This window comes from Tsukamurella sp. USMM236 (genome assembly GCF_037148755.1).
Taxonomy (GTDB): Bacteria; Actinomycetota; Actinomycetes; order Mycobacteriales; family Mycobacteriaceae; genus Tsukamurella.
This window is the reverse complement of sequence record NZ_JBBCSS010000001.1, coordinates 124,501-149,554: the sequence shown is the minus strand read 5'-3', so window position 1 is coordinate 149,554 and position 25,054 is coordinate 124,501. Positions and strand designations below refer to the sequence as shown.

Sequence of the window (25,054 nt, the reverse complement as noted above, 5' to 3'; positions counted from 1 at the left end):
CAGTGGGCACATGACACAACCGGGATACGACGCCCTCGCCGACACGTACGCCGAGATGTTCCCGGAGCCGTACCAGTACCCCATCGAGCGGCACGCCGCGGCGGCGTTCGCGGAGGCCGCCGCGGGGCGCCCGGGCCGGACGGTGGACGTCGGCTGCGGGCTCGGCCACGTCGCCGCCGACCTGGCCGGGCGCGGCCTGGACGTGATCGGCGTCGACCCCAGCCCCGGCATGCTCGCGTACGCGCGCCGCCTGCACCCGGAGGTCCCCTTCGTCGACGGTGACGCCTCCCTCGCCGCCCTGCCCGACGGCCCGATCGCCGCGATCCTCGCCCGGTTCAGCCTGATCCACGTGGAACCGGCCGAGGTCCGGTCGACGGTGCGCGCCTGGTCGCGACGCGTCGACGCGGGCACACCCGTCATGGTCGCCTTCCAGGCGGCCGACGATCCCGGGCCGCCGCTCGCCTTCGACCACGCCGTCGCCCCCGCCTGGCGCTGGCATCCCGACGAGTTCGCCCGCGTCCTCGCCGAGGCCGGCTTCGAAGAAGCGTGGCGGATCGTCGTCCGCGACAAGGACTACCGCTTCCCCATGGCGCAGCTCCTCGCCGTCCGCGACTGACCACGCGGCACCGTGCCGGGCGCCCGGCACCGTCGGATCCGGGTACCCGAAACCCTCGGGCCGGGCCCGTGAAGAATCAAGACAGGGCTCCAAAACTCCTGCGCTACTTGTCATTTCAGAGACACGCGACTAGCCTGGAGCTCGCACGAAGGGGAGTAGCCCCCAATCGCGCGGTCGACACACTGGCGAGAGCCCGGCCGCGCGAACCGGAAGACCTCCGGTGGGCGAGACCTTTGTGCCACTTGCGCGGTCCGACGGTCGGATCCGTGTGGCACAGGTCTTCGCAGGAGGTATGCACCGTGCTCAACGCGTTGCTCATCAGTTTCGCCGTGGTCTTCGTGGCCGAGCTCGGCGACAAGTCCCAGCTCATGGCGATGACCTTCGCCGCCCGCTTCAAGTGGTGGGTCGTGCTGCTGGGCATCACCGCCGCCACGGCGCTGACCCACATCGCGTCGGTCGGCATCGGCTTCGCGCTCGGCTCCGCCATCCCCACCCAGCTCATCACCGCCGTCGCGGGCATCTCGATGCTGGTCTTCGCCTTCTGGACCTGGCGCGGCGACACCCTCTCCGACGACGAGAGCGGCACCGCCGACCGGGTCACCCGCTCCGTCTTCCTCGCCGTGGCGTCCGCGTTCTTCCTCGCCGAGCTCGGCGACAAGACGATGCTCGCCACCATCACCCTGACGACGCAGCACAACTGGTTCGGCGTGTGGGTCGGCTCGACGCTCGGCATGGTCGCGGCCGACGCCCTCGCCATCGCGGTCGGCGCGCTGCTCGGCTCGAGGCTGCCGGAGCGGGCCATCGCCATCGGCGCGACGATCCTGTTCTTCGGCTTCGGCGCGTGGCTCCTGGCCGAGGCCTGGCCGGAGCTCGACGGTGCCGGCCGGATCGTCACCGGGCTGGTCGTCGCCGTCACGATGATCGGCGGCGGGCTCGTCGTGCGCCGGGCGCACCGCGCCGCGGCGGCGGCACCGTCGAACCCCGAGGTCCCCGAGGAGAGCACCCCCGGCCCCGGAAGAACCGCCCTTCACTAATGTGAGGTGGGTCGCGCCGCCCACCGGCGAGTGCGCTCCACTACAGAAGGGAACCAGCCATGGACGTCTCCGGCTCCTCCGTCATCGTCACCGGTGGCGCATCCGGCCTCGGCGCCGCCACCGCGAAGCGCTTCGCCGATGCCGGCGCCACCGTCTTCGGCCTCGACCTGCAGCCGTCGATCGACAAGGCGACCCCGGTCGAGAACGTGCACCTCGTCGCGACCGACGTGACCAAGGAGGACGAGGTCCTCGCCGCGATCGCCGAGGCCGTCAAGGCGGGGCCGCTGCGCGTGGCCGTCAACTGCGCCGGCGTCGGCTGGGCGGGCCGCATCCTGTCGAAGAACGGCCCGCACGCGCTGGAGCTGTTCCAGACGGTCATCAACATCAACCTGGTGGGCACGTTCAACGTGATGCGCCTGGCCGCCGACCAGATGAGCAAGCAGGAGGCCGTCGACGAGCAGGGCTCCCGCGGCCTCATCGTCAACACCGCCTCCGTCGCGGCGTTCGAGGGCCAGATCGGCCAGATCGCCTACACCGCGTCCAAGGGCGGCGTGCACGCCATGACCATCACCGCCGCGCGCGACCTGGCGCAGTTCGGCATCCGCGTGAACACCATCGCCCCCGGCACCATCAACACCCCGATGCTGGCCGGCGTGACCCCGGAGTTCAAGAAGACGCTCGAGGCGGGCATCCCGTTCCCGTCGCGCCTGGGCGAGCCGAGCGAGTACGCCCAGCTGGCCTACTTCCTCGCGGAGCACGATTACATCAACGGGGAGACGATCCGCATGGACGGCGCACTCCGCATGGCTCCGCGGTAGCCGTTAGATCTGCAGTTCCTCCGCCGGCGTCGCCCCGACCGCGTCCGACAGGACGAGGAGCGGGGCGGCGTCGTCGTCGATGGAGGGGCCGTCGGGCGGCAGCACCATCGACGACGGTGCCGGGGCCGCCCCGGCCTCGTTGCGCAGGTCGATCGCGACGAGCAGGTTGTGCACGTTCTCCTCGGGCACCCCGTCGCCGAAGTCCTCGGGCAGGTAGGGGCTGAGCTGCACCAGCACGTCGCGGATCTCGACGACGCGGCGCTGGAAGCGCAGGTGCGGGTCACGGCGGGCCTTGCCCGCGTCGAGCACCACCTCGGGGACCGCGGTGGTGAGCAGCGTCCACAGCGGCTCGAGCCGCTTGTAGTCCCGGCGGTGCTTCTTGCGGTACTGCATCTGCACGACGAAGCCGCGCACGCCCGGGTAGCTCAGGCCCACGACGAACAGCAGGATGCCGCCCGCGGTGCAGGCCTGCGACAGGGTGAGCAGCACCGGCCAGGAGGCGACGTGGCCCGCGCTGGTGAGCACGAACGCGACCTGGGTGAGCGAGCCGACGGCGGTGATCGCGAGGCCCGCCGACATGAGCCGCAGCGACGTCGTGAGGTAGCCGTCGGCGAAGGGCATCAGCCGGGTCAGGGAGAGCACGCAGTCCGCGAGCCCGTACATCAGGTAGCCGCCCGCGATCACGAAGAAGACCGCGAAGCCCAGTTCCTGCACGGTGAGCGTGTCGAGGCTGGCGTCGCGCAACGACGGCGGCGTCACGTTCATGGCGACGGACAGGCCCACGACGGCGGCGATGAGCGGGATCGCCTCCATCCCCGCGCGACGTTGCCGGGCGGATTCGGTGGGGCCGTAGAAGAAGGCGACGGCGAGCGCCGCGACGCCCAGCGCCAGCGAGGCGTAGCCGCCGAGGCGGGAGGCGCCGCGCCAGAGCGCACCGTCGATGGTGGGAGCGAGCGGCGAGCCGAGGAGGAGCACGGCGAGCGTGAGCGCGGCGATGGCGACGGTGACCGCGACGGCCTGGATCCCGGCCTTCGCGCGGTAGAGCCGGTCGATGCGCCAGCACAACACCAGGGTGAAGAACGCGACGCCGAGTACGTTCACGAGCTTCACAGCCACCGGGAATGACCTCCCAGGGCGCGCTGGATGCCGCGCAGGCTGTCGTGTTTGGCGGTGCGACCCGCGAGGGCGCCGGCCTCGGAGGCCCAGCCGAGAATGATGGAGGCGATCATCTCGGCCTCCCACTCGTGCTCGTCGTCGTAACAGGTGCGGTGCAGGGCGGCGTCGGCCTCCGGGGAGGACATCTCCGCGGTCTGCGGTGCGGCCGCTGTTGGACCGGCGTTCTGGTGGCCTGCGATGAGGTGGCCGAACTCGTGGATGATGATCTGGTCGCGGTGCGTCCGCGAGGTGTTCGCCTGATAGAAGAAGTAGTCCGCGTCGTCGCCCACGAGCCACAGCCCGTTCGGCATGCCGACGGGCAGCGGCTGCGAGATAACGAGGATGTCGCGGCCGCGCCGCTTGCCGTACTTCTCGCACAGCTGGACCGCGTCGAAGGGCAGGTCCAGGTCGAGGCTGCGCACCTCGTTCTCACACAGGCGGCGCAGCGCTTTGACGGAACGCATAGCCCACCTCCACACGGTCGTAGAGGGACGACGCGCGCCGGAGGCACACTCACGGCGCCCGGACGGGCTGCGGCGTGTCAGCCGGTGAGGCTAGAGCCCCTCATTTTCGCGCGAGTCTACGGGAAGCTCGGGCGGGTCGGCGGGCAAGCCCTGCTGCACTCGCAACACCTTGATGAGCTCGTTGACCATGTTCACCGAGTCGGGCGAGAGCCCTGCCAGGCGGAACGCGGCCATCTGCACCTTGGTGTCGGCCTGCAGGCGCATGAGGTGGATCTGGTCACGGGTGCGCTGGGCGGCCTCGTCCTCGAGGAAGTAGTGCACGTCCACGCCGAACGCGGCCGAGATGCCCTCGACGGTGCGGAAGGACGGCGACTTCGCCTTGCCGGAACGCAGCTGGCTCAGGTACGACTCGCCCAGGCGGAAGCCCAGGGCGGTCGAGCGCTGGGCGATCGCCTTCGCGGTGAATGCGCGGCCGTTCGGGCCGGGCACCGTGCGGAACAGCTCCTCGAGCCGACTCGCGAACAGGCCCTGGCCCACCAGAGCGTCGCTGTCGTACTTATTACCTGTATCCACTTGTGCCATCCCTCTCTATCACCGGCACGACCTGTGACCCGCGGAACACATTATGTTGCGAGTCCACAAGCCTCGATCACACTATAGCGCACTTCACCATGGAACACGACCGCTTCGTGATCGACTATCGTCCGCATGGGCGGATACTGTATTCTTACCTACGCCTGTGGATGAAGAGCGGAAGGGGTGTGTTGTGTCGCGTCCGACCCATCTCCCGCGTCGACTTCGCGCCATCGGCATCACCGCTCTCGCCATCGGCGCCATCGCCTCCGCGCCCGCTTGGGCGACCCCCGATTCGTCGGATTCCGACAACAGCTCCGGCTCGGGTAGCTCGACCTCGCAGAGCACCGGAAGCAGCGACTCCTCGTCGTCGAGTGATGCCGGCGACGCATCATCCACGTCAGGTACCGCGGGTCGAGCGACGGGCAACGACTCCCGAATCGGCAGCAACGGCTTCGGAGCCGGCAGCAGCTCCTCTCGCGGCAGCGGCTCGGACGAGCCGAACGACACCGGGTCATCGAACGGCGCCGGCACGACAACGGGCGACGAGACCGAGACGGGCAGTAACAAGCCCGACAAGGACAAGGGCCACGGCCACGGCGGCGGCCTGATCGGCATCATCGGCGGCATCTTCGGCGGTGGCGGCTCGAGCAGCGGCGGCTCGACCGGCACCGCGACCCCGCCCACGATTCCCAGCGCGGGAGGCTCCGATTCGGGCTCGTCGTCGAGCTCGTCCGCCGGCTCCACCAACTCGACCGGCTCCGGCGGCGCCTCGATCTCCAGCGGCAGCGGCGTCCGCACCGGCAATCCGCTCCCCGAGTCGACGTCCTCGGTCAACGACGGCAGTGATGGCGGCACCGCGCAGTCCCCCAGCGTTCCGGCGGCGCGTCCTGCGGCAGTAGCGCCCGCGGCCCCCGTCGTCGTGGCGCCCGTCATCGTCCCGCCGATCGTCGTGGCGGGCCCGGTGCTCCCGGCCCCCGCTCCCGCACCGGCGAAGCCCGCCGCCCCGAAGCCGGCGGCTCCGGCCCCCGCGGCCCCGGCACCGTCGAACACCGACCGCACGCCGACGGAGCAGAGCTCCGGCAGCAGCGGGAACAGCACCGTCTTCGCGGCGGCGTACACCTCCGCGCAGCGCGTGGCGCCCGTCGCGGCGGAGACGGCGCGGCAGCTCTCCCCCGCGATGATCGCCATCCTCGGCGGCATCGCACTCCTGGGCAGCGGCAGCTTCGCCGACGCCCTGCGCCGCGCGCATATGCGCCAGGCCCAGGCCTAGCCCCCCGAGCAGATCCCGAGTCCCTCTCGCCGGCACGAGGGCGCCCGCACCACTCCAACTATCCTTAGCCTAACCTAAAGCGATGACCTCCCCGAGTACTCGCTCCCCGCTGCGCCGCCCCCTCAGCCGACGATCGCTGCTCCTCGGCGCGGGCGGCCTGGGCGCCGCTGCCGCGCTGTCCGCGTGCGGCGCCGACGGCACGTCCGCGCAGACGGGCGACGACGGCCCGAAGCGTGTCGTGGCGCTCTCCACCGGGCACCTGGATCATTGCCTCGCTCTGGGGACGGTGCCGGTCGGCCTCGCGGTGGTCGCCCCGGAGGCGAGCAACAGCACCGGGATCCCCCAGTTCATCCGCGACGCCTTCGGCGACAAGTACGACCTCGACGCGATCCGGATCGTCGGCGAGCGGATGACGCCGGACCCGGAGAAGATCGCCGCGCTCAAGCCCGACCTGATCCTGTCGAACAAGCGGGCCGACAAGTCCCTCAACGAGCAGCTGGCGAAGATGGCCCCGACCGTGCTCACCGCGGGCGGCTCGGAGGCGTTCAAGACCGATCTGACGACCGTCGCCGAGGCGCTGAAGCGGCAGCAGGCCGGTGAGAAGCTGCTCGCCGACTACGAGGGCCGCGCCCGCGCGTGGGCACAGTCGCGCGGCGACGCCGCGACCGTCTCGCTGGTCCGGGCGCGGGGCGATCAGTACCTGTACTTCGGGACGCTGGCCCTGGCGAGCATCGTCGGCACGGACGCCGGCCTGACCCGCCCTCCGGCCCAACGCTTCTCCGACGTCGCGAGCCGCGCGCTGTCGCCGGAGGAGGTGGGGATGCTCGACGCCGACTGGCTGTTCTACTCGTTCCCGAAGGCCTCGCGCGACATGACGGAGGCGGCGCTGTGGAAGAAGCTGCCGGTCGTCGAGCGCGGGCGCGCCTTCGAGGTCGACGTCGACCCCTGGTTCCTCAACGCGTCCACCGTCGCCGCGGAGCGCGTCCTCGCCGACATGCAGAGGTTCACGGCCGGCAGGCCCTAGCCGCCCACGACCGGCAGCGCGAGCACCTTCTCGCTCGACATGAACGCGCGCAGCGCCGCGGTGGCCTTCACGTCGTCCTCGTTGTAGTCGAGGATCCGCTGCCGCTGGACGGCCCGGTCCTCGTCGGCGAAGCCGGCGTCGATCCCGACGCCCACGCGGTACCAGAGCATCGACGCCTCGCCGCCGGCCTCCGCGTCGCGCCAATGGAATCCGGCGACCGGCGCCACCTTCTTCAGGCCGCGACCCTCGAGGGAGAGGAAGGCGTCGCCGACGGCGTCGAACATGTCGACCCACTCGGGCGAGGCGATGAACTCCTCCACCGCCCGCCGCACGGGCACGCCCGGCTCGCCCGCGAACCGGTCCGCAGAGGCCAGCAGCCACTTGTTCTCGGCGTTCTGCGAGTAGCAGTACGCGGCGAAGGTCTTGCCCGCGGCGTGCGCCTCCGCGCGACGGTCCATGAGGAAGGCCCAGAACTCGGCGAACGAGCGGGCCTCGTCGCGCGTGGGCACGGGGTCCCAGGTGACGAAGGGCCGGTAGCCGAGGTCGACGCCGTCGCGCCGCAGCCATGTGCCCCACAGGTAGGCGCCGTACTCCTGGTAGCTCTCCATGTCGACGTCCACCTCGACGTCGGCCCGGCGCACCTTCACCTCGGGCTGCCGGCGCACGAGCACCTGCCCGTCCCGCCACGCGCGGGCCATGGCCCGCAGGTCGGCGATGGGCACGGGCACGTCCTCGGGCTGGGGCCCCGCGTACTCGGCCAACTGGTCGACGGTGCCGATGCCCGCCTCGCGCAACCCGGGCGCCGAGCGCCCGTCGGCCACCAGGCTCACGTCCCGCGCGAGCGTCAGGGTCTGCGCGCACTGCGGCCACCACGGGCACCGTCGGCACTCGGCCACCCGCACGGGCTCGGTCTCCACGGTGCCGGCCAGCACGGCCCGACGGTCCGCGAACCGCTCGTCGTAGGCGGCGAGGAGCGGCCCGACCTCCTGGACGACGATGCGCGCACCGTCGACCCCGATGCTCCCGCCGAGCAGCGTCCGCGACGCGAAGCCCGCGTCCTGCAGCATCCGGGTGAGGTGCGCGAGGCGCATCTGGTCGCCGCGGTGCTGGCGGGAGCGGACCGTCTCGTCCTCGCGGGGCTCCCAGCGGTCCAGCGGCGACGTCACCGCGCCGGCGCCGGGGTCGCAGGTCTTGTGGTTGACGACGATGACGGGGATGTAGCCGTCGGCGAGGCGGACGAGGAGCTCGCTGTGACCGCGGCGGTCGTGCGCGGTGGGCAGCACGGCGTTCCAGATCCGATCGGCTCCCGCCTCCATCGCGGCGAGGGTGCGGCGCACCGCGCCCTCCCCCGGCTCGATGACGGTGAGCCCCGGCAGCCTGTCGCGGACGGACGCGCGGAAGCCGGCCGCGGCCTCCACCCGGAGCGCCATGCCCGGGTCGGGCTCGCCCTGCGGGGCGCGGGCCTCGAGCGCCAGACGGTGCCGACAACCGGTGAGCGAGCGCGCGCTCACCGGAGTCGTCTTGATGCCCTGGTCGATGTCCACTGCTTAGCAGTATGGCGGGCGGCACCGACAACCCGCGGAGCCGCGCTGTGCAATGCTGTACCGGACGGCAGTACTGACCTACAAGGACGTGCACTGATGGGTTTGTTCGGCAAGAAGACGAAGTCCTCCCGCGCGGAGCGCCGCGCGCAGGCCAAGGCGCTCAAGTCCAAGGGACGCCTCGAGGCGAAGCTCGCCGCCAAGAACGCGGACCGTGACGCCAAGCGCGTCGTGAAGAACGCGTCGAAGAGCGAGCGCAAGGCGCTGAAGGCCGACCTGCAGCGCTCGAAGATCGTGGCGAAGGCGCAGGGCAAGGCCGATGCGGCGAACCTGAAGATCGCCGAGACCCAGGCCCGCGCGGCCGTCGACGGCAAGCTCCTCTCCGAGGCGCGGCTCAAGCGCTACATCTCGACCGCGCGCCTGCTCGCGCCCGTCGTGGTGCCGATCGCCTATCGCGCGGCGCAGGCCGGCCGGAACCAGCTCGATGCGGCCAAGGCCTCGCGCCTCGGCGTGCCCGTCGACGAGGTCGCGGCGTTCGCCGGCTACGGCGGCGGCCTCTCGGCCCGCGTCGCCGCGGCCCGTCGCTCGCTGGACCAGCTGGCGGCCACGCACCCCGATGCGGAGACCAAGTCCTTCACCACCGCGGTCGCGCAGCGCCTCGACGACCTGGGCACGGCCATCACCGCGTCCGAGTCGATGCCGCCCGCGCGCCGCCGCCCGGCACACCAGGCCATCGCCCGCGAGCTGGACGGCATCGACGCCGACCTCCTCAACCGCCTCGGCGTCAGCTCCTAGTCCTGCGCTCCGCGCGGCGGTTATGCGCTGCCGCACGGAGACGTCGGACAAGTTGAGGACTGTTGCCGAACGAGAATCGGCCTGGCAATCGCCCTTCCTCGTTTGAAGACGGCATTCGCCTCACGTTCGATCGATTCGAAGGCGCGGCACAGAGGAAAGAAGCCTTCGTCCGTGTGGTGGGGGTAGAACGTGGTCGCGCAATCGCGCGCTTCATTGAATGACCAGTGGACACTCTTCTCTTTAGCGTCGCGCCGTCGATGACATTCAGATCATCCTCGGCCGAACGTATTGTATTGGATGATACCGTCGCAGCCGGGTACGGTGCTGGTTCGGTGATGCGGCGACTCTGCTGCCTTCGGAATTGACGAACCGAACATTCTCAGAGGTCGCTGCAATTGATCTGCCCCCAATCGATGCGATAGCGACAATGGATTTTGTTGAGCATCTCACTGTTGCCTTCAAACGCCTTCTCGATCTCGGTCGATCAGAACATGTTCCGGAATGCGTCCGTCGGGCGTCCGTCGGATGCCAGTCATCTGACCCTTGCAATGCATTCGCGGTTTCTCCGGCGCGCGGTTCACGTACTCCCAGCCGGGGATGGCGCCTCCCTTCGACCAGGTTGCCTTAGGAAGGCTTGAGGGCCATACACCAGTGTGCTACGGGTCGCCGGATTTATAGTGCGCCCCCTGGTTTGGGGCAGATACGTGCCGGGGAGTGGGCGTGTTCCACATCCCATACGCAGTTGTAGTACATGAGTGCCACCACACGCTCGGTGGAACCGCGCGATGGGTACGGGACTTGAAAGAAGTCGGGCGTTGCGAGCTCGGACAGGCCTTCCCTGCCTTCGATGATCGGCATTAGCCTGTCCGCATCGTCACCCGCGTCGTGTTAATCCCGGCCAGCCACGCCCGACATCGACACCGAGGGACCACCGTATCGTCGGGCCCGCACTGCTGCTGCGAGATGTCATCTTTTCGCGTGCGGTAACGCCCGTGGGGAATTAACAGGCGATCAACGTCCCCTACTCATCAAATTTCGGAGAAGCCTCTGTCGTTCGCCCATCCAGGTAAGCCTGTTGCCTCTCAGCTTGAAACGCCTTCAAGTTGCGTTCAGCTTCCTCGATTTCAGCAGGAGCTAATGGTTCCAAACCGAATTCTTCAGGACTTCCGAAAGTTCTTCCATTTACTGATTCCGACACTCTACGTCCACCTCTCTTGGTTTTTTCGGCCATTTCAAGGAGCCACCCTCTGGATCATTGCAATGATGGTTTCTCCGGTGACCGGATCCACACTCTTGCTCAGCACTTGGAATAGGCTATCCGTAGGAAACAGTACTTCCATCTCCCCGGGAATCGCAGAGAGGGGCTCGACATACTTTCCAGATGTCGATTGAATAATGAATCTGGTATTTCCAGAGAAGGCTTTAGTCGGATCGATGGTCGTACTTGTGAATGGCGCCTCCCGCACGACAGCCCCTGGCTGATATCGCGCAAGATCGGCCGGACTCAGATCGACGCCGCGAACGACTTGCCCGCTGTAGTCGGGAAGCTTCGCCAATGCTGCGTTAATCGCATTGGCCATTGTTCGCTGCTCTCCGGTAACCACACCGCTCCTCAATCCTGCGTTCAAGGTCTGATAGTGCTTATTACCAGTGTAGTCGAGAATCGCCTGCCTGTCCGCCCCAGTAAGACTCTGCCTAGCTGCGATTCCGCTGGCTTCGTCTGTGGTTGTGCGGAGGGCTGCTACCGCAGCCTTCTCGCCACCTTCCTTGAGGGCATTGGATGCGATCTGCTCTCCGCCGACTCGGAGAAGGCCTCCGAGTGCGCGGCCTGCGCCAGGTGCGGCGGCGGCGACGCCGACGACGTCGAGGATGCCGAGGAATGTGTCCAGGCTCTTGTCCTGTACGACGCCCTTCGACATGTACTGCGTGCCTTCGTACCCGTTGGTCGAAGAGATCGTCGACGTGTTTATTCCCATCCCGACGTCTTGGGCGACGCTAAACCCGCCGTCAGGGCGTGCGACAATATTAGCCATCAACGGCTTCCCGTTACCACCGATGATGGGCTTTCCGTCGGGGCCGGTCATCGGCGCCTCGTAGGTGCCGTTTCCGGTCTGGATTATCTGACTGGGGTCGAACTTGGGGACGAGGCCGTACTCGCCGAGGGCCTCAATGAGTGCAGCGTAGGTCCTCTTTACCTGCCCTTGAGCGGCAGTAATCGCCGCCCCGTCACCCGGGCTCATATACAGGTCGCGCACCGCACGCTCGTAGGCTTCTTGGGCGGGCTTGACCTTTTCGTTGAAGATCTTCAGGCGTGCTGGATCGCCGAGCTCGTTGATGCGGCTCGCGGCGAGGACCTCTTCGTCGACGCCGTTGATCCGATAGTGCTTGGCGAGACCTTGCTGCCCCATATTCGTGATGGTGGACTCGATCACGTCTCCGTTGGCGTTTACGCCGGTCGTCTCGTAAACGTTGCCTGTCTCGCCCGTGGTGATCGTGTCGGTGTATCCGCCGCCGTACTGGTCCGCAACGTCGACATGGGTGCGCTGTTGGGGGCTGGTGTTGTCGACGGTTCCTTGGTTGCCGGGTGTGTCGGTCCACGTCGAGGAGACGGGCTTTCCGTCAGGGCTGAGGGTGGTGTGGCCGTCGATGCGGGTGCCGTCGAAGGTCTGGGTGATCGTCTCGATCCCGTCGAGGGTGCGCGTCGACTGCGTACGGCTGGTCGCACCGTCACCACGCACGAGGTAGGTGTCTACCTGCTTGCCGGGGTCGCCGATCGACACTGAACTGATGTCGTTGTCCTGCGGCGTCCCCGGCACCGGGGACTTGACTTTCACCTGCGCTCCGCCGGCTTGTAGCTGCGGCACGATCAGCCCCGCCACCGGGCTCTGCCCCAGATCGGGGGCGAGCTCTACCGACACGATCGGACCGGTGTCCTTGACGACCTTGCCGCTGGGATCGATGTGGTAGCCGAGGGCCTGCAGCATTGCCGAGTTCATCAATCCTGACTGGACAAGTCGGGTCAGCTCAGCCGACCTGTCACCAGGCGCAGGAACGCCACCACCAGTGTTGACGTTCGGGTCGGCGACGCTCTTGACACCGACCTCGGAGCCCGAAACGTCCTGGAAACTGCTGCCGGTGTCGGTGACGGCTCCGACGTAGGTGTCGGGCTGCTTGTCGTCCTGACCAGATTCGGCGTCCGGCTTCGGCGGCGCCTCTGGTGCGGGGGTGGGCCGGTACGGCTGCGGGTCGGTGTTCGCGGTACCACCACTGCTTGCTCCAGCAGAAGGACTGTAGGGCTCGGATTGGACGTTCGGGGTCGTGGTGCCCCCATTGCCCTGTGGCCGCTCGAAAGGGGCGTTGACCGCGTTCGTCGTCGTCGGCCCCGAAAAGCCATCGGACTGTACCGTCGGCGCCGAGCCGCCCGCAACCTGCCCGACGGAAGCGCCAGCACTAGCGCCTGCGGTGGCCCCGCCGCTAATATCCGCGATCTGCGATCCTGAAGGCGGCTTGATCTGCGCCCCCGCAGGAGCGTCCGCGATCAGGGGGTACAACGCGTTCTTGTTCGGGGCGATGTGTTGGGTGATCGTCGACGTTTGGTCGTCGACCTTATCGATGGAGTACCAGGTGGGTTGATCGCGTCCGACTGCGTCTTTCGCCCACGGAGTCTTGATCGTACGGACGATCTGTCCGGTGCCGCTGTTGACCAACACGACGGAGCCGTCGGCGCGTTCGATGAGTTCCTCATCGGGACCGGTCGCGACGTTGGTGGTGAAGTTTCCGGGGCTATCAGGGGTGGCGAGGATGTACCAGGCTTTGGGTTCTCCGCCTTCGAGATCGGGGAGGGTGAAGGTGACGTATCCGCCGTTGTCGGCGTGGATGTCCACGTCGGGCGTGGTGACGTGCACTTCGCCGGTGTTGGCGACTGCCTGGCCTGCTTCGAGGTTTTTGAGGGTGAGGGCGTCCAGGGCGGAGGTGAGTGTTTCCTTCGCGCCTTCGCGGGCGAGTTCGCCTGGCTTGGTCGCCCACTCCACCAGCCCGTAGACCCAGCCGACGAACGGCACCGCGGCGGGCGCATGGGTTGCCGCCGAGCCGGCTGCGGCGACGGGGTCGGCCAGGATCTGCTCGGGTGTCGCCGACGCCACGGCACGACCAGCACCCGCAACGGGGCTGGTGACGTTCGAGAGCAGCCCCGTCCACGCGCGCACGGGGTCACCACCGACACCGATCAGCGCGGCATTGCCGGCGATGGTGTTACCGAACCGGTCGACGGCTCCGCCGACGAACCGTCCCGGCACCGAGACCACCTGACCGACCGCATTCTCCGCGATCGACTGCGCCTTCGACTCCTCACCCGACCATCTACGCCCGGCCGACTTTTTGCGCGGCTGCTCGCGCAGCAGGGTGTTCGGGGAGGCGAGCATCATCATCGCCGTCGGAACACCAGTGGGATCGAGTCCGAGGATGTTCGTCGCCTGCCCGTCCCGCACGAGCTTCTGTGCCTGCTCGCTCGTGGGATCGGTGAGGAGCTGGTCGCCGACCTTGATCCCGTCCGGGGTCACCTGCGGCGCGAGTTGCTGGCCGCGGGCGGTGATCTGCTGCGGAACCGAGGTGACCGCACCGGCTACGGCACCCAGCCCATCGGCGGTCGCCTTCGCGGCGCGTCCCGGAGCACCGGTCACGCCACCGGCAGCGGAGGCCGCACGCGAGGCGGTCGACCGCGCACCCTGCGCCACAACACCACCCGCCACCGCTCCGCCAGGCAGCGTGGAGAAGTAGTCATTGACCGGCACCATCGCCTCGGTGCCCGCGTTGATCACCGCGGCCGCCTGCTGCCCGGCCACCGCCACCCGCTCGTGCACCACACCCGCGGCGCGAACGAGCTCATCCCACTCGCTGCGCAATCCCGAGTACTCCGTGAACGGAACGTTGACCTTGATCCATACCTTCTGCATGTGCTCGAACACCGCCCGCGCCCGCGCTTCGAGGGGTTTCAACGCTGCTTGGGAGGCGTCGAGTTCGCGGGCGAGTTCCTTGATCCCCGAACCGACTCGGGAGTACGACTCCACCGCCGCGCCGAGTTGCATCGCCAGCTCGCCGGGGACTCGGCCGCGGAAGAACTGGCCCTCCACACCGACGAACTCGGGTACCTCGAGTCCGCGAACCCGCGAGTGCGCCGCCTGCGCGGCCTCCGCGAATCCCAGATACAGGCGCGCATGATCGAGTACCTCATCGACGCTCACCCCCGGCAGCGTGAACACCGCCTCCGGGAACCCGCCGACGATCAGATCACCAAGCAGCTCCAACTCCCCGACGATGCCGTCACCAGGAGTGATGTCGAAACTCATCGCAAGAGGCCTCTCTAGGCAGTGACTATGGGGCGCGGAGGGGGTCAGGCGGGCAGGCGGATGCCGTAGCCGCGAAGAAGCTCGTTCTCCAGCTGCGGCAGTCTGTTCCGGTCGAAGGTGCTCACACCGACGTAGATGGCCAGTGTCTCCTTGCTCGTCTGCGCCGCGGTGTAGCGGCCGCTGACGAAGTACTCCCGCTCTGTCGCGGTCGCTGCGTAGCGGATTGTCACCGCCTCGGTGGGCAGGCCGCAGGGTCCGGCGACGGACCGCCGGGAGAGCACCTGCTTACGGGCGGTCTCCACATCGGCGAGCTGGGCGGAGGTGGTGATCTTCTTGTCGGTGGGCACACCGATCCACGCGTCGAGAGCGTCGCGGTTGGATGCGTCCACCAATCGGCCGAGTGCGAGGCGGGACGCACCAGCGGGGACGGCGCCCTCGTGCCACCCCGGTGCGGCAGGAATCTCCACGCGGACTGTGCCTTCCGCGCCCAGCGTCAGTGCCGGTTGAGGTACGGCACGGCAGCCGGCCGTGGTCGGTGCGGCTTCGGCGGGCGCGACGACAGCACCGGCGATCGCGATACTGGTCAGCGCCGCTACCGACAGCCGCTTGGCAAGGGTGAAAATGGAGGACATCAGCTCAGTGATCCTTCGATAGACAACGACAGGGACGCGGCCGCGCAGGCACAGCGCGGCCTTGAGGACTATGACGAGCTCGTGAGGACAGTCAGTTGCGCGACAGCGCGGAGCGCACCTGCGACCGCATGCCACGAACCTGCTCGGTGTTCGTGCCGAGCGCGGTCTTCATCTGCCCGAGGATCTCGCTCACCGACGCCGCGGCGTTGTTCCACTTGGTCTGCACGCCGCGGTAGAGCACCTGCTCATCCGCGTTCCACTGCGACTCCACCGACGCGACGTACCCCTGCAACTGCTCCAGGTTCGCTTCCAACGCGGCGACGATCGACGCCAGATCATCACCGGCGGTCTCCGCGCCACCCTCGTCGTACGCATACATCTCAGACATGATCATCCCCTCATCGGAAGGCTCAGAAGCAGCTCACGGAAGTCCGTGGCTGCAGATCAAAAGTCGGGCTCGAAAAGCCCCAGAGTCAGCGGAACTTCGCCTGATCCCAGGCCATACCCCGAGCCGCCTGCTCAAGGTTCGCCGCCTGCTGCTGCTCACCGGAGGTGTACAGCTGCCCCGCCTGCCCCACCGACTCACGGATCGTCGTCAACGCCGCATTGAGCTCCTTGAACGAAGCATCCCACCGCGTCGTCAACTGATCCCACGCGATGAACGACTGCCCCTTCCACGACGCCGGCAGCGCCTCCACCGCGGAGACGAACCGCTTGCCCTGAGCGTTCAACGCCCCCGACACCTGCTCGATGTTGGTCGCGTGCGTGGTCACCGCATGATTGGCGACTGAGAAACGAGTACCCATGGCCGTCGTGCCCCTCCGGGAATCTTCCGGGGCAAGACACCCCAGGTTGAATTTGCGCAGGACACTACAAGCGGTTACGACCGTTCGCAACAGTTACCGCAACCAACGTACCCTTCGTCACATCAAGTAGCGAGGGCTGAATCCGCGCGATAAGGTCGCCGCGATCCATATGAAAATCTCAGGTTTACTGGAGCGGCACTCCAGCGAACCCAGACCAGCGGGGAGCACGCCGTGGCGAAACATGCTGTACGTCACAACCGATCTCGAGGTACGTCCGTGCTCCTCTCGCGCGTGCGTGCCGCTGCGGTCGGCTCCGTGGCGGTGTGCACCGTCGCCGCGTGCTCGACTTCCTCAGCACCCTCTCAGACGGTGGAAGCGGGCGCGCAGCCCTCTCAGGTCAGTGCCCAGGGTTCATTTCCCTACGCCGTGCCCCCCGCTCCCGGGGTTCCGGGGCTCCCCATCGTCGCAGCCGCACCGAACGGTCCCGGCGGGCCGGGCGGACCCGCGAAACCGGCCGCTCCGGCCGCCGAACCTCCCGGGGCCGGACAGCCCGCCCTCCCGCAGGGTCGATCGGTGACGAACGCCTTCGTCTCGAAGATCACTGGCGCCCAGTCGTATTCACACACCGACAAGAACTGGGGCGTCGCCGGCGCGGCCTGGGCCGTGCCGTTCGCGGACTCGCGGGGACGAACTCTCGTCGCGTTCGGCGATACGTTCAGCGGCCCGCGCGCGACCGGCGAGCAGGCCACGACTCCGCCGCTGGTTGACGGTAGCGGATTGAACGTGCCGATCATTCCCTCGGCGGTCAAGATCCCCGTGCCCGACATCCCGTTGATCAACATTCGCGCCGGCGGCCAGCAGGGTTCAGGGTCCGGCAGCGGCGGCTCGGGCAGCTCCTCGGAGGGTTCCGGCGGCGGCACCGGGCAGCAGAGCCCCGGCGTCGGTTGGACGGGGACCACGGGACCGACGGGATTCGACTGGAGGTCCAATTCGCTCGCAGTCGCAGACGTCTCCAATCCCTCGGCGGGCATGAAGATCACCTCGTTCATCTCGGACCGCCCTGGCCACGCCAAGGAGATTCTGCAGAGCGCGAAGGCGAAGGGTGCCGAAGAGACCGTCATCCCGACCTCCGGGTTCGCGATCGGCGACCGCACCTTCCTGACCTACACCTCCATTCGGAACTGGGGTCCTTCGTCCGGGCAGTGGGTGTCGAACTACTCGGGCATCGCCTACTCGGACGACGGTGGCTCCACGTGGTTCAAGGCCCCGAAGGCCGTCTGGCGCAACTCCGAGCGGAACACGGCCTTCCAGATGACCTCCGCCGTCGTCGTCGGCGACGAGGTCTACCTGTACGGGAGCCCGCCCGGCCGCATCGGCGGCGTCTTCGTGTCGAAGACCAAGACCAAGGACGTCCTCGACTCGTCGAAGTACAAGGTGTGGAACGGCGGCGAGTTCTCCGCGGCGGAGAAGACCGCCCCGTCCCCCCTCGCCTGGGGTGCGCTCGGCGACTTCAACGTCGCCTATCATCCCGGCGTTCAGCGGTTCGTGATGGTCAATACGGACATGGTGCGCAACGCCATCGTGATGCGTCAGTCCGCGTCAGCGCTCGGCCCGTGGTCGGATCCCGAGATCATCGCCTCGGGCACCGACTACCCCAGCCTCTACGCACCGCGGGTCCTCCCCGGTTCCTCGGGCAACGATCTGTACTTCGTCGTGTCTCAGTTCAATTCGTACAACACGTACCTGATGCACACGAACGTCACCAAGCAGAATCCCAAGCCGCCGGCGCAGTTGGCCCCGGTCACCCTGCCCGGTGGAGCTCAGGTCCCGTCGATCCCGGTGCCGGACGTGGGCCAGAGTCCGCTCCCGAACGCGCCCTTCCTCCCGCCCGGGCCGGCGCAAGGGGCGCCCACCGGACCGACCAGCCAGCTACCTCCCACCACCGGCAAGCCCTCCCCCTCGTCGTCCACCGCGACGGCGCGGGCCGCGTCCTGACCGTTCCTGCTCCGCATCTCGCCATCTCGACCGGAAGGGCCGAAGCCGATGAACTCCTCGTTCTCCCAGTTCCCGCTCGACGACCTGCTCGACGCGAGCAGCAGTCTGCGGGTGGTATCCGCGTCGCTGTCGGCCCCGGCACGCCCCGCCGTCGCCGGCGCAGGAGCGGAAGCAGGTGCGGCGGTCAACGCAGCCATGGCCGGTCATGCCGAGGTCGGCGGGGTCTTCACCCAGCAGCTGATCGCGAACATCGCCGAGTTCGGCCGCGCCGCCGACGGTATCGCCGCGCGGGCATCGGCGTCGGACATCGCCGGCAAGGCCCTGTTCAACCGCGTGCAGGCGTGACCGGGCACGCGTCGAACGGCGCACACCTCACCTCCGCCCGGGCGGGGACGTTCCGTGGCTGAGTTCGTCCGGGTCACCGTCATCGGCCCGGAGGACAACGCCGCCGACGTCACCGCGCCGCTCCGACGCCCCGTCGCCGAGGTCGTCGACCAGGTCGCCGCCGTTCTCGGTCTCGATCCGTCCGACGAGACCGGATGGCAATTCGCGTCGGTGGCGGCCGGTCCCCTCGCCGCGCACGGGAAGCTCAGCGACTACGGCGTCGTGGACGGGGACCTGCTCTACATCGTGCCCGCCGCGAGCGAGGTCGCCGCACCGGAGATCTTCTCCGCGATCGACGTGGTCGCCGACTACGTCGAGGACGACCGCCGGATGTGGACCGGCAGCGCCCGGCATTCCGTCGTCGTGGGCTACGCGGGAATGCTGGTCATCGTGGCGGCCGTCGCCTTCGCCGTCACGGGGGGCCTCGTCGCCGGCGCATGCGCCGCAGCGATGGGCGCGTTCATCCTCGCGACCTACGCAGCCCCGGAGCCGGCCCGTCACCTCGTCTGGATCACTCCGATCTGCTTCGCCGCCGCGTCGGCGGCGGTGTTCCACGCGTCCCCGTGGCCGCAGGTCGTCCTCGCCACCGTCGGCGGCGGCCTGTGCGGAATCGCCATCACGACCTTCGTCCTGTCACCGGCCCGGTGGGCGATCGTCGCATCGTCGTCGATCGCCGGCGCAACCGCGATCGCCGCTGTGATCGCGATCCGGTTGGGAGTCAACGCGACCGCGCTCGCGGCATGGACTTCTCCGGTCCTCATCATCGGCCTCGCCTGCGCCGGACGGCTCTCGGTGGCGTGGTCGGGACTGGGCGGCGTCGTGGCCCGCACCGAGGAGGAGTCTCCCGCCGCCTCGTACGAGGCCGGACGTGGGCGCCCCGGTCGCCCCGAGATCGTGCGGCGGGCGGTCATCGCCACCGACCTCCTCGACGGGATCGTGTGGGCGTGCTGCGCAAGCGCCGTGGGAGCCGTTCTCGTGCTGGCGATCACCGGCGTGTGGGAGCAGGCCGCGTTCGGCGCCTACATCGGACTGGCCTTTCTCCTGCGGAGTCGAAGCTACTCGGAGGTCCGGCACGTCGCGCCGATCATCGGCGTCGCGGTGACGAGTGCGTTCATCGTGCCGGTCGCCCTGATCGGTCAGCGCATCGGGGAGTCGGCGACGTTCATCACCGCGGCCGCGACCATGGTCATCGCCCTGCTCCTCGGCGTGATCATTCTGTTCCTCGGCTACTTCGAGCTCCCCACCGTCACCGGCGCACGCCTGGCTCAGCTCTGGAACGTCGTCGATGCGCTCGTCCTACTGGGGCTGATTCCCATGCTGTTCTGGGCTCAGGGCATCTACCAGTACATACTTGGTACCGACCTGGGGCGCTGATTGTGACTTCGCACCCATCCAGCCGGCGATCCACACTCCCGCCAGCACCGCCGCCGCGGCGATCGCCGCGATCGCTACCGACCACAGCACGAGCATCACGACCGATGCCGTCGACCGCGGGGGGAGCTTTCCGTTCAGGACCGCGGCAGTGGTCAATTTCGTACGGAGCGAATGCGCCTGCAGAATCCGCTGTCGTTCCGACCGTTCCCAGTGCACCCGCTGCACCTGCTGACGCGAACCCGCTACCTGATCGTCGACCTGCATTCCGCAACGGTATCGCGTGCACGACCTCGAGAGGCCACTCCGTGACGAAATCGACAGCCCGAGCGCCGCAGCATCATTCGGCACACTTCACCGGTGCCGTCCGCGGCGTCACGATCGCCGTAGCCGTGGTGGTTCTGCTAACCGGATGTTCCGCGCGCCTGACGCGAACACCCGACGCCCCCGCTTCCTCGGCCTCCAGCGCGCCGTCGACACCGCGTGCGGCGGCAGCGATGGCCAAATGGGCTGCCATTCACAGCGGCCCCTACCTCACCCCGACGACGGCGCTGGAGTCCTACTCCTGGGCCGCCCTGGTGATGGGGAAGAACGCACCACGCTGCCAACTCGGCTGGGCCACACTGGCGGCCATCGGGCGCATCACCTCCGACCACGGGACTTCCCGGAGTCACCGCCTCGGCGACGACGCCGTTGTCCAGCCGTCCTTCCGCGAAGCGCAGAAGCCGGCGGCCAAGGACACGGACGGCGGATTCTACGACGGCGACGCTTCCGCGGACCTTCTCATGGGCCCACTTCTGTTCGCCCCCACCGTGTGGGAGCAATGGGCCATCACCGCGAGCTCCGACACGAACACGCCACCGAACCCCGACAATCTCGACGATGCCGCCTTGACCCTCGGGCGCCTGCTCTGCGGCGCCGGCGCCGACATGTCGACCCCCGAGGGCTGGCAGAAGGCCGTCGCCTCGTACAACCCCGATCCCAAGTTCATCGAGGCCGTCAACTTCCAAGCCAAGTCGTTCACCGACTGAAGCGCCACCCGCGGCAGAAACGAACCTCCATGTCGGTCAACATTTTCCGCCGGCCCGCCCGCGGGCGTGGTCCCGAGCTGAACGTCGCCCCCCTCGACATCCCCGCCGTCCCCGCCACCGCCCGTGGCGCGGGCGGAATATCGACCGTCGTCCGCGCGGTGCTCCCGCTCGGCGCGGCGATCGGCGCCGGGGCGATGCTGTTCTCCGGCAACAACCCGATCCGGATGCTCGCCGGCGTCGCCATCATCGCCTCCATGGTGCTCGCCGCGATCGCCAGCGTGATCTTCGCCCGCACGGGTAGCCGCCGGGAAGCACGTGAGGCCCGCCTCGGGTACGTCGACTACATCGGGCGACTCCGCGTGGGTATCGACCAGGAAATCCTCGACTACCGTGCCGCGATGGCGTGGCGCCACCCGGCACCCGAAGCCCTACCGCAGATCGCGGTCAACCGCCTCCGACTGTTCGAACGACGCCGCGGCGATATCGACTTCCTCGTGGTCCGCATCGGTGAGGGCATCGGCCCGATAGCGCGTTCCGTCACCCTTCCCGGCGCCTCCGGCTCCGCCGCGCCACCCGATCCGGTCGCCGCGGCGCATGCCGACAGGCTCCTGCAACGCGCGGAGTCGGTCATCGGAGTACCGGTCGCCGTCCGGCTCCGCGGCACGGTCTCGGTGCTGGGCGAGGGGCATGAGACCGGACGGACGATCACGGCCCTCGTACTCGGCGCCGCCGCTCTTCACGCTCCCGCCGATCTGCAGATCATGCTGTGCACCACGCCCGATGACATCGGCACACCCCCCGACCCCGTCACCGGGGCAGGCCGATTCGACTGGATGAAGTGGCTCCCGCACACGGCCGACCCGGGGCGCTTCGACGGCCCCTTCCCCGCCCGCCGCATCACCACGGATCCGGACGAGATGCGGACGCGGCTCGTCGAACTCATCTCCGCGCGCATCACCGCCCTCAGCGACCGGGGCCACCGGTCGCGTTCGGAGTCCGCATGGGACGGCCCGACGCTCGTCGTCATCATGACCGAAGCCGCCCGCATCGGCAGTGGCCTAGGGGCGGGCACCGATCCGGCCGACCTGCTACCTCCGGGAGTCTCTCCCGAACAACTCGGGATCTGCTTCGTGACCGAGACACTGCGCCGCGTCGATGAGCCGGGACACGTCGACACCCGCGTACGCGTCTCCCCGACGGGCGAGGTGGATGTGACCGACCTGACGGGAGTACTGACCAGGCTTCTCGGCGGAGACGACTCCGACGCCGACGGTGAGGCGGACACCACCGACGGCGCTACCGCCGTGCGGAGCTCGCGATCCGGATACGACGGCGACGACGGCCGGATCTCCGCGGCATCGATCAACGGGATCGACCTCGACAGTGGACCGGGATGGGTGAAGCGTCTCATCCTGGGGACTGACCGCGGGACCGTCGACGCCTGGACCCTCGAGCTGGCCACCGTCTGCGCCAGGCGACTCGCGCCCCTGCGCCTCGTCGCGGACCCGATCCCGTCGAGTGCCCTCGAAGCCACCTTCGATCTTCCGTCCCTGCACGACATCGGTGATCCCGCAGATCTCGCCCCGGCGGCACTGTGGAGCACGCCGAGACCGCTCGGCGATCACCTCAACGTTCCGATCGGCGCGGATGCGGCCGGCGCGCCGGTCCGCCTCGACATCAAGGAGTCCGGCCAGAACGGGATGGGGCCGCACGGCCTCTGCGTCGGCGCCACGGGATCCGGCAAGTCCGAACTCCTTCGAACGCTCCTCACCTCCATGGCCATCGCGCACCCGCCGGATCTCCTGTCGTTCGTCCTCGTCGACTACAAGGGCGGGGCCGCGTTCGCCGGCTTCGAGCGCCTTCCCCACACCAGCGCCTCGGTCGACAACCTGGCCGACGATCTCGGGCTGGTCGATCGCCTGCACGACGCCCTTCTCGGTGAGCTCCAGCGGCGTCAGCGCGTCCTCGCCGATGCCGGCAACCTGCCGAACGTCACCGAATACCAACGCCTACGGCGGATCCGGCTCGCCGATCCCACTGCGGAGCCGCTGCCACCCCTCCCCGCGCTGTTCGTCGTGATCGACGAGTTCGGTGAGATCCTCTCGGCCAAGCCCGACTTCATCGATCTCTTCGTACAGATCGGGCGGATCGGCCGCTCGATCGGCGTCCACCTCCTCCTGTCCACTCAGCGTCTCGAGGAGGGCCGGCTCCGCGGTCTCGAATCACATCTCTCGTACCGGATCGGGCTGCGGACGTTCACAGCGCAGGAGTCCCGGACGGCACTCGGTGTGTCCGATGCGCACACCCTGCCCGCCGTGCCGGGCTCGGCGATCCTCAAAGTCGACCCCGACGTCTTCACGAGGTTCAAGGCCGCGTTCGTCTCCGGCCCGTACCGGCCCAGCGTCGAGCGCGTGCAGAGCGAGGCCGCGCCGGAGGTGTCCCGGTTCGAGTTCTCGCCCGTCGCGGAGAATCCCGGCCGCCATTCCGCAGTACCCACGATCGCCCCGACCGACACGACGACGCTCGACGTCATCCTCGACGCGCTCGATGCGCCCGCCCTCCAGTCCCGCCGCATCTGGCTGCCCCCGCTCCCGGCGGCCCTGCCCCTCGATCAGGTCGGCGCGGGCTCGACCCACTCCGTGGACGGCCTCGCAGTCGCGATCGGCCTCGCCGACGAGCCCAAGCGGCAACGTCAGTCACCGCTCACCGTCGACTTCCGAGGAACGTCGGGCAACGTCTACATCTCGGGCGCCCCGCAGACCGGCAAGACGACCACGCTGCGGACCATCGTCGCCGCCGGCGCGATCAGCCACCCGCCGGCGACGCTCGGGTTCCACGTCATCGACGCGAACGGAACGGCGCTCGCGGACCTCGAGCGGCTCCCCAACACCGGGAGTGTCGCGACGCGCTACGACGGCGACCTCGCACGCCGGATCGTGGCCGATCTCCACGGCAGTCTTGATTCCCGCGAGCAGTTCTTCGCGTCGCGCCGAATCCAGGGTATCGCCGACCTCCGGGCGCGCATCGCGAACGGCGAGCAGTTCCCCGAGATCGTGACGGCCGACATCGTCCTCGCGATCGACGGCTGGGCCTCCTTCAAGGAGAACCACGAGGACCTCGTCGACGTGGTCCAGGACATCGGCAACCGCGGTCTCGCGCTCGGTATCCACGTCGTCATCGTCGGTGGGCGATGGGCCGACCTCCGGATGTCGATGCAGGCGGTGATCGGCACCAAGATCGAGCACCGCCTCAACGATCCACTCGATTCGACGATCGGCCGCGCACAGAACGCGCTGATCCGCGCCGATCAACCCGGTCGCGTCATCACGACGGAACCCCTCGGCGCGCAGGCCCAGATCGCCCTCCCCCACCTCTCCTCCGACTCGGGCTTCGACGAGGTCGTCGAAGTGGCGCGGCACCGTGCCGCGGGTCAGGCCATGCCTCCGGTTCCCACCCTCCCCGACGCGCTCGCCTATCGAGGCTTCCGCTCCGGATTCCCCGAGCGCGAGCCGCTCCTCGTCGGCATCAACGAGACCGACCTCGCTCCGCTCGTCCTCGATCCGACGACGACCGACCAGCACCTGCTCGTCATCGGCGAATCCCGTTCGGGGAAGACGAACCTCCTCCGCGTGATCGTCGAGGAACTCGTCTCGACCCACACCGACGAGCAACTCGTCATCGGCCTCTTCGATCCCCGGCGCACACTGCAGGGCTTCGTCCCGGACGACTACCTGGGTGGATACGCGGGATCGCCGCCCGCGGCCGGAGCCCTTGCGGCGGGGATCGCAGAAGAACTGCAGCGGCGGCTCCCGCCGGAGGACCTGCAACAGCAGGCGGCGCCGTTTACGGGACCGCACATCTACCTCATCGTGGACGACTACGACCTGCTCGCGTCCGGCACCTCGAACAATCCGTTGGCCCCGCTGATCCCGTACCTCCCCTACGCGGCCGACATCGGGCTGCACCTGGTGGTCGCCCGCCGTTCAGCAGGCATCAGCCGCGCGCTCTACGACAGCGTCGTCGGCGGAATCCGCGAGCACAACGCCACGATGGTGCTGTTCTCCGGCGACCGCCAGGAAGGCAGCCTGGCGCCCGGCGTCCACCTCACCCATCAGCCGCTCGGCCGCGTGCGCATCATCCGGCCCCATTCCGCACCCGTCCACGCCCAGACCCTGCTCCTCGAGTCCGACTGACCGG

The 25,054-nt window shown here is 68.6% G+C and carries 19 protein-coding genes; 11 read left to right on the top strand and 8 right to left on the bottom strand.

Annotated elements, in window-relative coordinates; translation table 11 throughout:
- Positions 1–10: 10 nt before the first annotated feature.
- The 3 genes from WFK95_RS00675 (at position 11) to WFK95_RS00665 (ending at position 2,468) form a co-directional block, all read left to right on the top strand.
- On the top strand, positions 11–616 hold the full coding sequence (locus WFK95_RS00675; RefSeq protein ID WP_336669585.1) for a class I SAM-dependent DNA methyltransferase: 606 nt from the start codon (positions 11–13) through the stop codon (positions 614–616).
- A 299-nt stretch (positions 617–915) separates the two neighbouring features.
- Complete coding sequence (locus WFK95_RS00670; RefSeq protein WP_336669584.1) at positions 916–1,650, top strand: TMEM165/GDT1 family protein; 735 nt, start codon at positions 916–918, stop codon at positions 1,648–1,650.
- A 59-nt stretch (positions 1,651–1,709) separates the two neighbouring features.
- Positions 1,710–2,468, top strand: coding sequence for an SDR family NAD(P)-dependent oxidoreductase (locus WFK95_RS00665; protein ID WP_224644930.1), 759 nt, complete (start codon positions 1,710–1,712; stop codon positions 2,466–2,468).
- A 3-nt stretch (positions 2,469–2,471) separates the two neighbouring features.
- Here the strand turns inward: WFK95_RS00665 and WFK95_RS00660 are convergent, their stop codons facing one another.
- The 3 genes from WFK95_RS00660 to WFK95_RS00650 form a co-directional block, all read right to left on the bottom strand.
- Positions 2,472–3,584, bottom strand: coding sequence for an MAB_1171c family putative transporter (locus WFK95_RS00660; RefSeq protein ID WP_224644929.1), 1,113 nt, complete (start codon positions 3,582–3,584; stop codon positions 2,472–2,474).
- Complete coding sequence (locus tag WFK95_RS00655) at positions 3,575–4,087, bottom strand: hypothetical protein (RefSeq protein ID WP_068523328.1); 513 nt, start codon at positions 4,085–4,087, stop codon at positions 3,575–3,577. Before WFK95_RS00655 ends, WFK95_RS00660 begins: the two co-directional genes overlap by 10 nt.
- 90 nt (positions 4,088–4,177) lie before the next feature.
- Positions 4,178–4,669 (bottom strand): helix-turn-helix transcriptional regulator, encoded by a 492-nt coding sequence (locus tag WFK95_RS00650; RefSeq protein ID WP_068523327.1) that lies wholly within the window; start codon positions 4,667–4,669, stop codon positions 4,178–4,180.
- 184 nt (positions 4,670–4,853) lie between these two features.
- Between WFK95_RS00650 and WFK95_RS00645 the strand changes: the two genes are divergently transcribed.
- Positions 4,854–5,933: a hypothetical protein gene (locus WFK95_RS00645; RefSeq protein ID WP_336669583.1), complete on the top strand. Its 1,080-nt coding sequence runs from the start codon at positions 4,854–4,856 to the stop codon at positions 5,931–5,933.
- 82 nt (positions 5,934–6,015) lie between these two features.
- Positions 6,016–6,957 (top strand): iron-siderophore ABC transporter substrate-binding protein, encoded by a 942-nt coding sequence (locus tag WFK95_RS00640; RefSeq protein WP_336669582.1) that lies wholly within the window; start codon positions 6,016–6,018, stop codon positions 6,955–6,957.
- On the opposite strand, the gene WFK95_RS00635 is transcribed toward WFK95_RS00640, so the two are convergent.
- Positions 6,954–8,501, bottom strand: a complete 1,548-nt coding sequence (locus tag WFK95_RS00635) for a TM0106 family RecB-like putative nuclease (protein WP_336669581.1) — start codon at positions 8,499–8,501, stop codon at positions 6,954–6,956. The two genes, WFK95_RS00640 and WFK95_RS00635, sit on opposite strands and share 4 nt — an antisense overlap.
- 96 nt (positions 8,502–8,597) lie before the next feature.
- Here WFK95_RS00635 and WFK95_RS00630 point away from each other — a divergent pair, with 96 nt between their 5' ends.
- Positions 8,598–9,293, top strand: coding sequence for a DUF6474 family protein (locus WFK95_RS00630; protein ID WP_068523324.1), 696 nt, complete (start codon positions 8,598–8,600; stop codon positions 9,291–9,293).
- Positions 9,294–10,525: 1,232 nt separating this feature from the next.
- On the opposite strand, the gene WFK95_RS00625 is transcribed toward WFK95_RS00630, so the two are convergent.
- The 4 genes from WFK95_RS00625 to WFK95_RS00610 all read right to left on the bottom strand — a co-directional run bounded on the left by WFK95_RS00625 (position 10,526) and on the right by WFK95_RS00610 (position 16,076).
- On the bottom strand, positions 10,526–14,638 hold the full coding sequence (locus WFK95_RS00625; protein ID WP_336669580.1) for an ADP-ribosyltransferase domain-containing protein: 4,113 nt from the start codon (positions 14,636–14,638) through the stop codon (positions 10,526–10,528).
- Positions 14,639–14,682: 44 nt separating this feature from the next.
- Positions 14,683–15,270, bottom strand: coding sequence for a hypothetical protein (locus WFK95_RS00620; RefSeq protein ID WP_211132559.1), 588 nt, complete (start codon positions 15,268–15,270; stop codon positions 14,683–14,685).
- A gap of 91 nt (positions 15,271–15,361) precedes the next feature.
- Complete coding sequence (locus WFK95_RS00615) at positions 15,362–15,658, bottom strand: WXG100 family type VII secretion target (RefSeq protein ID WP_336669579.1); 297 nt, start codon at positions 15,656–15,658, stop codon at positions 15,362–15,364.
- An 85-nt stretch (positions 15,659–15,743) separates the two neighbouring features.
- Positions 15,744–16,076, bottom strand: a complete 333-nt coding sequence (locus WFK95_RS00610) for a WXG100 family type VII secretion target (protein ID WP_068627341.1) — start codon at positions 16,074–16,076, stop codon at positions 15,744–15,746.
- Positions 16,077–16,649: 573 nt separating this feature from the next.
- On the opposite strand from WFK95_RS00610, the gene WFK95_RS00605 reads away from it, so the two are divergent.
- The 5 genes from WFK95_RS00605 (at position 16,650) to eccCa (ending at position 25,050) form a co-directional block, all read left to right on the top strand.
- Positions 16,650–18,071, top strand: coding sequence for a DUF4185 domain-containing protein (locus WFK95_RS00605; RefSeq protein WP_336669578.1), 1,422 nt, complete (start codon positions 16,650–16,652; stop codon positions 18,069–18,071).
- A gap of 48 nt (positions 18,072–18,119) precedes the next feature.
- A complete protein-coding gene (locus WFK95_RS00600) occupies positions 18,120–18,416 on the top strand; it encodes a hypothetical protein (RefSeq protein ID WP_224644921.1) in 297 nt (98 codons plus the stop codon).
- Positions 18,417–18,470: 54 nt separating this feature from the next.
- On the top strand, positions 18,471–19,829 hold the full coding sequence (locus WFK95_RS00595; RefSeq protein WP_336669577.1) for an EsaB/YukD family protein: 1,359 nt from the start codon (positions 18,471–18,473) through the stop codon (positions 19,827–19,829).
- Between the two features lie 305 nt (positions 19,830–20,134).
- Entirely contained in the window at positions 20,135–20,857 is a 723-nt protein-coding gene (locus WFK95_RS00590) for a hypothetical protein (protein ID WP_336669576.1), read from the top strand.
- Between the two features lie 29 nt (positions 20,858–20,886).
- Positions 20,887–25,050 carry a type VII secretion protein EccCa gene (eccCa, locus tag WFK95_RS00585; protein WP_336669575.1) on the top strand — a complete coding sequence of 1,388 codons (4,164 nt, stop codon included), beginning with the start codon at positions 20,887–20,889 and terminating at the stop codon, positions 25,048–25,050.
- The last annotated feature ends 4 nt before the right edge of the window (positions 25,051–25,054 follow it).